At 54.7% G+C, this 13,097-nt stretch carries 12 protein-coding genes and 1 tRNA gene; 8 read left to right on the forward strand and 5 right to left on the reverse strand.

From position 1 onward, the window contains the following. Positions 1-71: 71 nt before the first annotated feature. The 4 genes from KJA68_RS01060 (at position 72) to rsmA (ending at position 5,967) form a co-directional block, all read left to right on the forward strand. Positions 72-2,294: an LPS-assembly protein LptD gene (locus KJA68_RS01060; RefSeq protein WP_213035074.1), complete on the forward strand. Its 2,223-nt coding sequence runs from the start codon at positions 72-74 to the stop codon at positions 2,292-2,294. Between the two features lie 29 nt (positions 2,295-2,323). Continuing rightward, positions 2,324-4,135, forward strand: coding sequence for a peptidylprolyl isomerase (locus tag KJA68_RS01065; RefSeq protein ID WP_246487011.1), 1,812 nt, complete (start codon positions 2,324-2,326; stop codon positions 4,133-4,135). Continuing rightward, positions 4,132-5,136, forward strand: coding sequence for a 4-hydroxythreonine-4-phosphate dehydrogenase PdxA (gene pdxA, locus KJA68_RS01070; RefSeq protein ID WP_213035075.1), 1,005 nt, complete (start codon positions 4,132-4,134; stop codon positions 5,134-5,136). Before KJA68_RS01065 ends, pdxA begins: the two co-directional genes overlap by 4 nt. Positions 5,137-5,205: 69 nt before the next feature. Next, positions 5,206-5,967 (forward strand): 16S rRNA (adenine(1518)-N(6)/adenine(1519)-N(6))-dimethyltransferase RsmA, encoded by a 762-nt coding sequence (gene rsmA / locus KJA68_RS01075; protein ID WP_213035076.1) that lies wholly within the window; start codon positions 5,206-5,208, stop codon positions 5,965-5,967. A 386-nt stretch (positions 5,968-6,353) separates the two neighbouring features. On the opposite strand, the gene KJA68_RS01080 is transcribed toward rsmA, so the two are convergent. Beyond that, the gene (locus KJA68_RS01080) at positions 6,354-7,220 is read right to left on the reverse strand and encodes a YicC/YloC family endoribonuclease (protein ID WP_213035077.1); all 867 of its coding nucleotides are present in this window, start codon (positions 7,218-7,220) and stop codon (positions 6,354-6,356) included. Between the two features lie 257 nt (positions 7,221-7,477). Here KJA68_RS01080 and rph point away from each other — a divergent pair, with 257 nt between their 5' ends. Together rph and rdgB are read left to right on the forward strand one after the other, a co-directional pair. Further along, a complete protein-coding gene (gene rph, locus KJA68_RS01085; protein WP_213035251.1) occupies positions 7,478-8,194 on the forward strand; it encodes a ribonuclease PH in 717 nt (238 codons plus the stop codon). 5 nt (positions 8,195-8,199) lie between these two features. After that, positions 8,200-8,790, forward strand: a complete 591-nt coding sequence (rdgB, locus tag KJA68_RS01090) for an RdgB/HAM1 family non-canonical purine NTP pyrophosphatase (RefSeq protein WP_213035078.1) — start codon at positions 8,200-8,202, stop codon at positions 8,788-8,790. A gap of 120 nt (positions 8,791-8,910) precedes the next feature. Here rdgB and msrA read toward each other — a convergent pair whose 3' ends face one another. After that, positions 8,911-9,378 carry a peptide-methionine (S)-S-oxide reductase MsrA gene (msrA, locus tag KJA68_RS01095; protein ID WP_213035079.1) on the reverse strand — a complete coding sequence of 156 codons (468 nt, stop codon included), beginning with the start codon at positions 9,376-9,378 and terminating at the stop codon, positions 8,911-8,913. Between the two features lie 25 nt (positions 9,379-9,403). Here msrA and hemW point away from each other — a divergent pair, with 25 nt between their 5' ends. Beyond that, on the forward strand, positions 9,404-10,606 hold the full coding sequence (hemW, locus tag KJA68_RS01100; RefSeq protein ID WP_213035080.1) for a radical SAM family heme chaperone HemW: 1,203 nt from the start codon (positions 9,404-9,406) through the stop codon (positions 10,604-10,606). A gap of 39 nt (positions 10,607-10,645) precedes the next feature. Here hemW and trmB read toward each other — a convergent pair whose 3' ends face one another. Genes trmB through thiS form a run of 3 tightly spaced genes read right to left on the reverse strand, consistent with a single transcriptional unit; the run spans position 10,646 to position 12,329 of the window. Further along, entirely contained in the window at positions 10,646-11,323 is a 678-nt protein-coding gene (trmB, locus tag KJA68_RS01105; RefSeq protein WP_213035081.1) for a tRNA (guanosine(46)-N7)-methyltransferase TrmB, read from the reverse strand. Next, a complete protein-coding gene (locus tag KJA68_RS01110) occupies positions 11,323-12,108 on the reverse strand; it encodes a thiazole synthase (RefSeq protein ID WP_213035082.1) in 786 nt (261 codons plus the stop codon). The genes trmB and KJA68_RS01110 overlap by 1 nt, the downstream gene beginning before the upstream one ends. 17 nt (positions 12,109-12,125) lie before the next feature. Further along, positions 12,126-12,329 carry a sulfur carrier protein ThiS gene (thiS, locus tag KJA68_RS01115; RefSeq protein WP_213035252.1) on the reverse strand — a complete coding sequence of 68 codons (204 nt, stop codon included), beginning with the start codon at positions 12,327-12,329 and terminating at the stop codon, positions 12,126-12,128. A 508-nt stretch (positions 12,330-12,837) separates the two neighbouring features. Here thiS and KJA68_RS01120 point away from each other — a divergent pair. Next, positions 12,838-12,911: transfer RNA gene (locus tag KJA68_RS01120), tRNA-Gly, on the forward strand. The last annotated feature ends 186 nt before the right edge of the window (positions 12,912-13,097 follow it).

Here is a 13,097-nt window from a genome sequence, read left to right on the forward strand (position 1 = left end):
AATCAGGTAGCGGATTGCCTAAATCGTCATTTTGTGCGATTTTAGCATCTTGAATCCTCCGACGCTGTTTCATGCACCCTCACTTTCGCCTCCTTGCGCTATCCCTTTTTTGCGCACTGATACCCGTGGTTTATGCCCAGGGCGAGACACTACAGCTGAAGCTGGACCGCACGTTCATGAATTTACCCAAAAGCAGTGAGGACACCCCCGCCTACGTCGCAGCCAAACAAGTGGAAGGCCAAACCAAGGGCAAGATCGTTGCCCGTGGGGAGGTTGAGCTGCGCAAGCGGGGACAGACCGTATTCGCGGACAATGTAGTCTACGACCAGACCAGCAGTGACCTGATTGCGCAGGGCAACGTGCGCCTCGAAATGCAGGACATCAAAATGCAGGGGCCGCATGTCAAGCTGAATCTGGATACGAATATCGGGGATATCACCACCCCTGCATTCCAGTTTCCCGCGATGAATGGACGCGGACGGGCGGAAAACCTGCACATGGCGGGCAAGCAGCAGTATTCTGCAAAAAACGTTGAATTCACCACCTGTTCGATTGAAGATGAAGACTGGCTGGTCAAGGCGGGTTCCCTGGATATTGACAATGTCCGTCAGGAGGGATTGGCACGCAATGCTCGCGTGGAATTCATGGGGGTGCCGATCCTGTACGTGCCGAAGATGAGTTTTGCGCTCAGCGAACAGCGCAAGTCAGGTTTTCTCAGTCCGGTGTACGGGAATACCCGGAAAAGCGGCAATGAAATCTCCATGCCCTATTACTGGAACATTGCTCCCAACCGCGATGCCACCATTACCCCGCGCGTGATGACCAAACGGGGCCTGCAGATCAACAACGAGTTCCGCTACATGGGTTCCGCGTATGGCGGCGAGGCCCATCTGGACATCCTGCCCAATGATGCGATGACGGATACTACCCGCTACCGTACTGCCCTGAAGCATTTCCAGAATTTCGGCAACGGGCTGGTGGCATCGGCCAACCTCAACCATGTTTCGGACAATAATTATTTTCGCGACCTTACGAACACGGTCAGCACCACATCGATGGTCAACCTGGTGCGCGAGGGGATGCTGGGCTATTCCGGCGGGTGGTGGAATACCGCGGTACGGATGCAGTCCTACCAGACCCTGCAAGATCCCGGGGCCCCGATCATAAAGCCTTACCAGCGCCTGCCCCAGGTTACCCTGGGCGCGCGGCGCCAGCTGGGAAACGCGGACTTTGGGATGATCGGCGAATTTACCAGCTTTAGCCACTCGTCCCTGGTCAGCGGACAACGCCTGGTGATGTACCCGAGCATCAGCTACCCGCTTTCAAACTCCCCGTCGTATTTCCTGACTCCGAAGGTGGGCGTGCATTTCACCCAGTATTCTCTGGGTTCCAATTATTCCGGGGAAGGTTCGACCAGTCCGACGCGCATATTGCCGATCGTCAGCCTGGACAGTGGCCTGGTACTGGAGCGCGACTGGAAGCTGGGCGGAAAGGATTACCTGCAAACACTGGAACCACGCGTTTATTTCCTGCACGTCCCCTACAAAAACCAGGATATGCTACCGAATTTCGATACGGCCCAGGCGGATTTCAATTTTGCCCAGATGTTTACCGAAAGCCGCTTTTTCGGTCATGACCGTGTCGGGGACGCCACCTCCATGACCTACGCGCTTACCTCACGCCTGCTGTCGGCGAAAGACGGAGCGGAACGGCTACGCATAGCTCTGGGACAGCGCTTCAGCTTCAGGACCCCGCAGGTCAACCTGATTGCCCCTGAAACCGCTACAACCAATACATCGGATATCCTGTTTGCGGTCATGGGCCAGGTTACCCCCGCACTATCGCTGAACGGCGCCTACCAGTACAACCCCAACGAATGGCGCGACGAAAGAATCAACCTGGGTCTCCGTTATCGCCCAGAAGCCGGGAAAGTACTGAATCTGGGTTATCGCTTCACCCGTAACAGCCTGCGCCAGATGGATATTTCAACACAGTGGCCGCTTTGGAAAAAATGGTATGCGATGGGCCGCTGGAATTATTCCCTGCAGGATAGCCGCCTTTTGGAAATGATCGCCGGGCTTGAGTATAATGAAGACTGCTGGGCAGTCCGGGTAGTGGCGCAACGCTTTGTTACCGCCACCAACGACTACGCGACCGGTATATTCGCGCAACTGGAACTGAATGGGCTGGCCAGACTGGGTTCTGATCCGCTGAATGTCTTGCGACAGGGCATTATCGGCTTCCAGAAACTGAACGAGCCTCCAAAATACAACCCGGAACAGGGCTTGCGTTGACCCGATTTTACTTAGGAATTCAAATTATTATGCCGTATATCCAGCTGCTGCTGGCCAGCCTTTTTTCAGTGACCTGCATCGCCCCCCTCTCCGCCGCTGATTTGCAAAATCCCGGGGGCAGCACTCCGAAACAGGCTGTAGTTGCTCCGAAACAGGCCGAAACTGCTCCGAAAAAGACCGGATCGCAAAAGCTGGTAGTCAAGCCGCCTGTCGCCCGCACGAAAACGGCTCTGGCAGGAAAATCGAAAGCAAGCTCCCGGTCAGTTTCTGCCTCCGGCCTGAAAAAAGCCTCCCTCCCATCCAAAAAAAAATCCCCCGTTGCCCCGAGGAAAAAAGCCGCAGCCAAACCTGCCTCCCCTGACGCCGATTTGAAAAAAACCGCTGCAACTGCAAGCAACCCCGAGAATCCCGAAAAAGATACAGGACCCATGACCACGGCCGCCCCGGCTGCTGACCCGTCCCCTCCGGATTCAAGCAGCACTGTACCGGATTCAGCCAGCCTGCCTCACCCGGATGAGGCGGTTGCGCCTGCCATTGCCACACCTGCCGTTGTCGCACGCCCCCCCAGAAAATCCAGGCGAAGCACAACCTCCGGCGACTCGGAATTGATCGATGAGATTGTTGCAGTGGTGAACAATGACGCGATTACCCGTTACGAGCTGGAGGAACGAATCGCCCTCGCAGAGAACCAGTTGTCCAAGCAGGGCACGCCGCTACCGGACACCGATCTACTGGAGAAACAGGTTCTGGAACGCATGATCACGGAGATGCTGCAGGTCCAGTTTGCCAAGGATACCGGGATCCGCGTGGATGATGTCCAGCTCGACAAGGCCCTCCAGCGAATGGCAAAGGATAATAAATTCACATCCCTGGGGGATTTTCGCGCTCAGCTGGAAAAGGAAGGGATTGTTTTCAGGAAATTCCGGGAGGATATCCGCAGCGAAATTATTTTCGCTCGTTTGCGCGAACGGGAAGTGGACAGTAAACTGATCATCAGCGATGGCGAAGTGGAAAATTACCTTGCCAATCAGGCCAAGCAGGCCGGGAAAGGGGAAGAGTTTCATCTGGCCCACATCTTGATCATGGTACCGGAACAGGCCAGCGCCGAGAAGATCCAGGAAATCCGAAAACAGGCCGAACAGGCATTGGCACAGTTGCAGGGCGGAGCAGATTTCGCACAGGTGGCGGCAGGGTTTTCAGATGCCAAGGACGCACTGGAAGGTGGTAACCTTGGCTGGCGCCCGGCTGACCGCATCCCCGCCATCTTCCTGAATGTACTGGAGAAAATTGGGCCTGGAGGCATCAGTCCGATTTTTCGCAGCCCTAATGGCTTCCACATCCTCAAGCTGATTGAAAAGCGCAGCAAGGAACAACCGGTGGTTATTTCACAGGCCCACGTGCGCCATATCCTGATCAAGACCAGCGAACTGGTGCCGGAAGCCGAGGCCAAGAGTCGCCTGATGGCCGTTAAGGAGCGCATCGGGAAGGGGGCGGATTTTGCCAAGGAAGCGAAACTGCATTCGGAAGATGGGAGCGCCATGCAGGGCGGGGATTTGGGCTGGATCTCGCCTGGCGAAACGGTGCCGGAATTCGAGAAAGCGATGAACGAACTGGAGCCCGGACAGATCAGCGATTTGGTACAGTCGACCTTTGGCTGGCACCTGATACAGGTCCTTGAACGCCGGGATACCGATGTAAGCCTCAAGCAGAAAAAACAGCAGGCGCAAATGGCGATTCGTTCATATAAATCCGAAACTGCCTATCAGGACTGGCTGCGCCAGCTGCGCGACTCGGCCACCATCGAGAATCGCCTGGAAAAATCAGAAAATACCGCAAAATGACACAGCCTACGTTGCTGGCGATCACCTCCGGCGAACCGGCCGGCATCGGCCCCGACCTGTGTAACCGGCTGGCATGGCAGGAATCCGGGCAGGCTTTCGTGGTACTTGCAGACAGGGACGTGCTGCAGCAACGCGCAGCGAGGCTGGGACTGAATATCCGGTGGCACGACTACGACCCGCATCAATGCTCCCTTCTGCCGCCGGGCCATTTGCGCGTGCTGCATGTGCCGGCGCCCCGCCCCGTTCAGGCCGGGCAACTTGACCCGGACAACAGCCCGTATGTCCTCGACCTGCTGGTTCGTGCCATGCAGGGTTGCCAGGCCGGGGAGTTTTCAGGCATGGTTACCCTACCGGTGCATAAGGGCGTGATCAACGATGCCGGCATCCCTTTTACCGGGCACACCGAATTCCTGGCCGAAAAGCTACACGCCGGGCAGGTGGTGATGATGCTTGCGGGCGGCGGCATGCGGGTTGCGCTTGCCACCACGCACCTGCCTCTGCGTCAGGTCGCGAATGCAATCACCCCGGAATTGCTGGAAAGCGCGCTACAGATCATTCAGCGCGATCTGGTGCGGCGCTTCGGCATTGCCATGCCGCGCATCCTGGTAGCGGGACTGAACCCTCACGCGGGAGAGGGCGGCTACCTTGGCGACGAAGAAATCAGGATCATGATTCCGGTGCTGGATCGGCTGCGTACGCAGGGAATGCATGTCAGCCCGCCCTTGCCCGCCGACACGCTTTTTACCCCGCAGAGACTGGAACAATGCGATTGCGTGCTGGCCATGTACCATGACCAGGGGTTGCCGGTTCTGAAATATGCCAGCTTCGGGCGGGGAGTCAATGTTACACTGGGCCTGCCGATCATCCGCACCTCCGTGGATCACGGCACGGCTCTGGAACTCGCCGGCAGCGGCAAGGCAGAGGCAGGCAGCCTGCTGGAAGCGATCCAGGTGGCGAAGGACATGGCCCGCCACGACGGGCTTGCTCCTTCTTGGCCTTGAGCAGGAATCCTGTTTTTTTGTTTAACCAGATTTTCACTGGCGTGGGGATGAAGCGTCCCCGGTATTCCAATGCATAGGGCACGCAAACGGTTCGGGCAGAATTTTTTGGTGGATGAACAGATCATTGCCGCCATCCTCCACATAATCCACCCTGAGACAACGGACAACATGGTGGAAATCGGCCCCGGACTGGGCGCGCTGACCCGCCCACTGTTACAGCGCCTGAACCAGCTGCACGTAGTGGAAATCGACCGCGACATCATCGCCTATCTGGAAGGAAATTTCCCTCGGGACCGTCTGATCATCCATGCAGGAGATGCGCTGGAGTTTGATCTGGCGCAACTGCCCGCCCCGCTGCGCATCGTGGGGAATCTGCCCTATAACATTTCTTCGCCGCTGCTGTTCCATTTCTCCGGCTACCGCGAGCACATCCGCGACATGCACTTCATGCTGCAGAACGAAGTGGTGGAACGCATGGTCGCCAGGCCATCGACCCCGGCCTACGGCCGCCTGTCGGTCATGCTGCAATACCGTTTCCATATGGAGAAACTGCTCGATGTCCCCCCCGGATCATTCCGCCCCGCTCCCAAGGTGGACTCTGCCATAGTTCGCATGATTCCCCTGCCGGCAGGCGACATTCTGGTAACAAATGAAAACCGGTTCGCACAGATCGTCAGCGCCGCTTTCTCCCAGCGCCGAAAAACCCTGCGCAACACCCTTAAGGCCTATCTGACGGAAAATGATTTTGTACACCTGCAAATCGACCCACAACTGCGCGCAGAAAACCTGGGAATAGCGGAATTTGCACGCATTGCCAGCCTGGGCAACTGACGCAGCACCCTATCCGGCACCAGCCTCGCGTACAAAGCATCGTGACCAGGACACTACAAAACGCAGCCATAGGTCGATGTCTTCAACATATCCATGCCTGCCACTCATTACATGTCGATACAATCGACATAAACTGTCTCCTTACGCATGACGTGTCGATATTTTCAGGAAATTTAAACATGAACTGGCGTGCATATCAGTTCACTCGCCCATATCCCCTCCATTCCAAACATCAGAAAATATGCAACACAAATCCATCTGGTACATTGACCAGTGTATGGAAACAATGCGTTTTTCTGACATGACACGCAATCAGAAGATGTAAAAAAGCCGCATTTATAGCGGCTTATCCAGATTACCGAAATGGCATACAGCCAGCTGAAACATCATTCAATGTTCTGAATTTGTTCGCGCATCTGTTCAATGATCAGTTTCATTTCCATGGACACACGCGACACTTCCGCATCGACGGATTTTGCGCCCAGCGTATTCGCTTCGCGGTGCAGTTCCTGCATCAGGAAGTCCAGCCGCTTGCCTGCCACCCCTCCTTTGGCCAGCACCCGCTTCATTTCTGTCAGATGGGCCTGCAAACGAGTCAGTTCTTCATCCACGTCAATCTTGCTGGCAAACAGTGTAATTTCCTGTCTCAGGCGTTCATCCTCTCCCGTTTGCAAAACCGTTTGCAAACGGGCAGCCAGCTTTTCCTCATATGCCGCAATAGCCGCCGGAATGCGCGGAGCAACCGTGGCACACAGGGTTTCAATTTGTTCTATGCGCTGTTGCAGGAAATCCTGCATTTTTTCCCCTTCCCGTCTGCGGGCTTCAGTAAATTCGCGCAACACCTGGCGCACCAGATCGGGCAATATGGCCTGCAGGGTATCGGCGGGCGCAGACGGATTCTGCAGCACTCCATTCCACCGCAGCACATCCGCCACGCTCAGCCCTGATGCCCCGGGCAGAATGTCCTGCACCTCCCGGCTCCACTGCGCAAGCAGCTGCACCAGGGATAGGTTGATCTGCGCCGGGTTTTGCCCGGATTGCCGTGCCGAAAAGGCAACCCGGCATTCCACCTTGCCGCGCGTCAGCCCGGCAGCGAGAATTTCTCGCAGCATGGGCTCCAGCATTCGCAGTTCATCAGGCATGCGCACCTGAAGATCGAGGTAACGGTGATTGACCGCACGCAGCTCCACCGCAAGCGATCCAAAATCCAGTTCTGTTGCGACAGAAGCAAAGCCGGTCATGCTGAAAATCATGCAAACTCCAAAAATAATCAAGTGCCAGCCCGGCTATGGTGCATGCCATGATTCTTCATGGATACCTGACCATGCCTTCTTTTCGGGCCCGAGGCGAATACGAAAAATGCATTATATGACGATTGCGTGTCATGAATCATGTCAAGCATCCCGGGCAGGCCAGCATGGCACTTCCGGGGGCGCTCCGCATTTTGCAATGGCATGAAATCACGAAGAGATATAATGTGCTCCGTTTCATTCAGACCAGGATTATTTTTATGCGCCCCAGTCAGAGACTACCGGACCAGCTCCGCTCCGTCCACATCACACGCCATTACACCAAACATGCCGAAGGCTCGGTGCTGATTGAGTATGGCGACACGAAGGTGATTTGTACCGCCAGCCTGGAAGAGCGTGTGCCACCCCATAAAAAGGGCTCCGGGGAAGGATGGGTTACCGCGGAATACGGCATGCTGCCACGCTCTACCGGTAGCCGCATGAGCCGTGAGGCTGCGAAAGGAAAGCAGTCCGGGCGCACACAGGAAATCCAGCGCCTGATCGGCCGCAGTTTGCGTTCTGTAGTGGATTTAAAACAATTGGGCGAACGCACCATTCAGGTAGACTGCGACGTGATCCAGGCCGATGGTGGCACCCGCACCGCAAGCATTACCGGGGCATTTGTCGCCGTGCATGACGCCATCAATGGCCTGATTCGCCAGACGCTGGCCGGCCCTGACACGATACGCGATTTCGTTGCCGCAATCTCGGTGGGAATTTTTCAAGGGGTTCCGGTACTGGATCTTGACTACACCGAAGATTCGTTGTGCGACACGGACATGAATGTGGTGATGACCGGCAGCGGTCATTTCATAGAAGTGCAGGGTACGGCAGAGGGTCATGCTTTCAGCCGCTCTGAAATCAATGCCATGCTCGATCTGGCACAATCCGGCATCGCGCAATTAATTGAAGTACAGCGCATGGTACTAGGAAAATAACCGCCATGCGCAAACTGGTCATTGCTTCCGGCAATCCCGGCAAGTTACGCGAATTTCAGCTTACGCTTGCACCCCTGGATATGGAAATTCTTACCCAAGCCCAGCTGGGTATAGACGAAGCTGAAGAACCTCACTGCACCTTCATTGAAAATGCTCTGGCCAAGGCACGCCATGTCAGCCGCATCAGCGGGCTGCCTGCGCTTGCGGATGACTCCGGAATCTGCGTGGCCGCCCTGGATGGTGCGCCTGGTGTGCTTTCGGCACGCTTTGCTGGCGAACCCGGATCAGACGCACGGAACAATGAAAAATTGCTGCACATGATGCAAGGGGTGACAGACCGGCGCGCGCATTATTATTGCGTTTTAGTTCTGGTGCACCATGCAAACGATCCGCAACCACTGATTGCAGAAGGCGAATGGCACGGAGAAATTGCACTGGAGATGCGTGGAGAAGGGGGGTTCGGCTACGATCCGCTATTCTGGATTCCGCAACTCAACAAAATGAGCGCGGAATTGTCCAGGGACGAGAAAGCCAGGATCAGTCACCGTGCCCAGGCTCTGGATGCGCTACTGCAAAAAATGCGGCTTGACCGGTAAAGCGCCGAACCCATGACTGCTGCGATTATTGTTCCGCACCAGCGGTGGCCATATCACCGGCAAACAACCGGATTTTCAACTCTTTTCACGAACAAAAGAACCGCAACTTTCATGAAGGTTTTAATGACAGCGCGACTGGCCGCGTTTTTCCAGATACTGCTGGTGATATTCCTCGGCATAATGATACGTTGAGGCGGGTACGATCTCGGTAACGATTGGTTTGTGGTATCGCCCGCTGCTTTCCTGCTGGATTTTGGAAGCTTGTGCAGCAGATTCCTGTTGCGGAGTATGGAAAAATATGGCAGAACGATATTGCGTACCTGTATCCGGCCCCTGACGGTTAAGCTGCGTCGGATCATGGCATTGCCAGAAAACATCCAGTAATTGCCGGTAACTGACCTGTCCCGGATCGAATGTAACCTGCACTGCCTCTGCATGACCGGTTCTGCCTGTGCATACTTCCTGGTAAGTTGGATTGGGGGTGTTGCCGCCGGTATAGCCGACACTTGTGTCCTGTACACCTGGAATCTGCCGGAATGCGGCTTCCACACCCCAGAAGCACCCTGCTGCAAACGTTGCCTGTTCCATTTTTATTTTCTCCGTCGAAACAATCATGTCCACAAATATTCATCTTTTTCACCCGCTTGACTCCAGGACGCAAGAAATCCGCCTGGACGCTTTGCCTCCTTTGTCTTTGTATATCCATATTCCATGGTGCATGCGCAAGTGCCCGTATTGTGATTTTAATTCACATGAAGCACGTGATACCCTGCCGGAACAGGAATATGTGGCAGCTCTGACACGTGATCTGGAACTGGCCCTGCCGCAAATATGGGGACGCAAAGTGTACACCGTATTTATCGGCGGCGGCACACCCAGTCTGTTTTCCATGCATGCGATGGAGCAAATTCTTGCTACTGTGCGCATGCTGCTGCCGCTGGATCATGGTGCAGAAATCACGCTGGAAGCCAATCCGGGAACCGTTGAGACGGATAAATTTTCCGGATTCCGCAATGCCGGCATCAACCGGTTATCCCTGGGCATCCAGAGCTTCAATGACATTCATCTCAGGTCACTCGGACGCATCCACGATGCATCCGGAGCAAAGCGTGCCATAGAACTTGCCCGGCAGCATTTTGACAACATCAACCTGGATCTGATGTACGGTCTGCCGCAACAAACGCAGGAGGAAGCAATGCAGGATATCCGCACTGCACTGGAATTTTCCCCACAGCATTTATCCTGCTACAACCTTACCCTGGAACCCAATACCCTGTTTCACCGTTATCCGCCCCCCTTGCCGGGAGAGGATCTGTGCGGCCTCATGCAGCGTGAAATCGAGCAGACGCTGGCCCTGAATGGTTACGTGCATTACGAAACCTCGGCTTTTTCACAACCGGGGAAACAGGCGCGCCACAACCTCAATTACTGGAAATTTGGCGACTATCTGGGCATAGGGGCAGGCGCACACAGCAAACTGAGTTTTCCGGATAGAGTAATGCGCCAGATGCGCTACAAGCAGCCGCAAGCCTATATGCAACAGGTATCACAAAGCTCGCCGGTACAGACTGAACACGCAGTAAAGCGGGAAGATCTGCCGTTTGAATTCATGATGAATGCATTGCGCCTGAATCAGGGGTTTGCGGACACCCTGTTTGCCGAGCGCACCGGTCTATCTTTGCTGCTGATCCGCAATGAGCTGGAGCAGGCGGAACATCGGGGGCTGATTACACGCGACCTGCAGCGCATTGCACCAACCGAACTGGGGCGAAATTTTCTGAATGACCTGCTGCAGATTTTTTTGCGCGACTCATGAGCGCCCGGAAAGGCCACCATAGTCATTTCGCATCTGGAATCAGGGCTTCTTCCGGAATATCAGATCCCACACACCGTGTCCCAGGCGCAAACCACGCTGTTCAAATTTTGTGAGCGGACGATACGCCGGCCGGGAAGCATAATCCACCGCATCATTCTCCAGCGATGGCTCACTTCTGAGCACTTCCAGCACCTGTTCCGCGTAATCCTGCCAGTCGGTGGCAACATGGATATATCCGCCCACCCTGATCCGGGCTGCCAGCTGTTTCACAAACGCCGGCTGAATCAAGCGGCGCTTGTTATGACGCGCCTTGTGCCATGGGTCCGGGAAAAAAATATGCACCCCATCCAGAACGCTATCGGTCAGCATATCGCGTATCACTTCAACTGCGTCATGCTGGATGATACGGATATTTTTCAAGCCTGCTTCTTCAATCTGCTTGAGCAAACTTCCCACACCCGGAGTGTGCACTTCCAAGGCAAGATAATCATTTTGCGGATGCGCCTGCGCAATGGCAGCCGTGGTTTCACCCATGCCAAAACCAATTTCCAGAATTCTGGTTGCATCCCTCCCAAAAACCTGTCCCATGTACAGTGGCTGCTGGGAATATGGAATGCCATACACCGGCCAAAGGTGATCCAGACAGCGCTGCTGCGCATTGGAAATACGCCCCTGTCGCAGCACATAACTGCGAATATGGCTAGAACGCGACGGCATTAACTAATTAACCCACTGACAGGGGAGCTTGGCGAAGCGCTATACAGTTTTTTGGGCATGCGCCCAGCCAGATATGCTAGGCGCCCCGCCTCCACAGCCGCTTTCATGGCAGATGCCATCCATACCGGTTGCTGCGCCGCAGCAATGGCGGTATTCATCAGCACGCCATGGCAACCAAGCTCCATGGCAATGGCAGCGTCGGATGCAGTACCTACTCCTGCATCCACAATAACCGGTACTTGAACGCGCTCCATGATCAGCTGCAGGTTCCATGGGTTGAGAATCCCCATTCCGGAGCCGATCAGCGAAGCCAACGGCATGATTGCAACACATCCGACATCTTCCAGCTGCTTTGCAACAATGGGGTCATCCGACGTGTACACCATCACCTGGAATCCTTCCGCCACCAGTATTTTCGCAGCAGCAATGGTCTCCACCACATTCGGGTACAACGATTGCGGATCCCCCAATACCTCAAGCTTGACCAGGCTATGCCCGTTCAGCAGTTCACGGGCAAGACGCAGGGTACGTACTGCATCGTTCGCACTGTAGCAGCCTGCCGTATTCGGGAGCAGGGTATATCTGGACGGGGGAAGGATATCCAGCAAATTCGGTTCGTTCGGGTTCTGCCCGATGTTGCTGCGACGAATGGCAATGGTAATGATCTCGGCTCCGCTGGCCTCCACCGCTGCCCGGGTTTCGCTAAAATCCCTGTATTTTCCCGTGCCTATCAGCAGGCGCGAGCGATAGGTTTTGCCCGCAATGAGCAAGTTATCCTGGTTCATGTATTTAAGTTCCGTAATTAACCACCACCGACGGCAACGACAATTTCCAGCCGGTCACCGTTTTCAAGCAACTGCTGGTCAAATTGCCCACGAGGAACAATTTCACCATTGCGTTCCAGGGCAATGCGCTTCCCGTTCAGCTGCATCTGTTCAAGCAGCGTGACCAGGGTAATCGGATGATCAAACTGGCGAAGCTCGCCATTAATGATGACTGCAATCACTGACATATTCCTGGCAAATATAAAATTATCAATCTATTTTACATGCCGGCATCAGATAAGTGTAATCCTACTGCTCTCCAATTATTCCCAGAAATCTGTGGGATACCTGCTCTGCGTGGCCTCCCCCTTTTCCACTACCGAGTATTAACAGGTCTTCTTGATATACAGCAGCATGATTCCTTGAGAACTTGCGGTTGTTTTCCGAAAATGCATGATTCGATATCAATATGCTAAGCCACAGCCCCAAACCTCACCCGGCGACTGCGCCATCATTCCGCCCAGAGTTCTCATCCAACCGCCAGAAAACAACAGCGAATCCTGTTGAATAACAGATTTTATTTAATTGTGCGACTCATTCAGAGATCCCGATTCACTACAATCCTGAAAGGAAATGACCTCCGGCAATATTGCCCCGTTTATCCAAACCAGACAACTAACATCCCCACCTGATTACCGGGGATATTGAAACCAGCCGATTCCGGGCTTAAAATGCAGGCTGTCATTCCGAGCGGGCGTCGTATAATGGTAATACCCTAGCTTCCCAAGCTAGCGCCGTGGGTTCGATTCCCATCGCCCGCTCCAACACTGTGTTTTACCCGTATCAAATCATCTCACAAACCCCACAGAATAAGGCTTTTGCGGGTTTTTTATGTCCAGACGGCGTCAATCAATCTCGCTGAATCTTGCAACATTTGGCGGTATCCTGCACACCACTTACCGACACGGCAATTTCTGATACCGTCATAAGCCAAGCATGGCACTGACTGA

Source organism: Candidatus Nitrotoga fabula (assembly GCF_905221025.1).
In the GTDB taxonomy this organism is placed as follows: domain Bacteria; phylum Pseudomonadota; class Gammaproteobacteria; order Burkholderiales; family Gallionellaceae; genus Nitrotoga; species Nitrotoga fabula.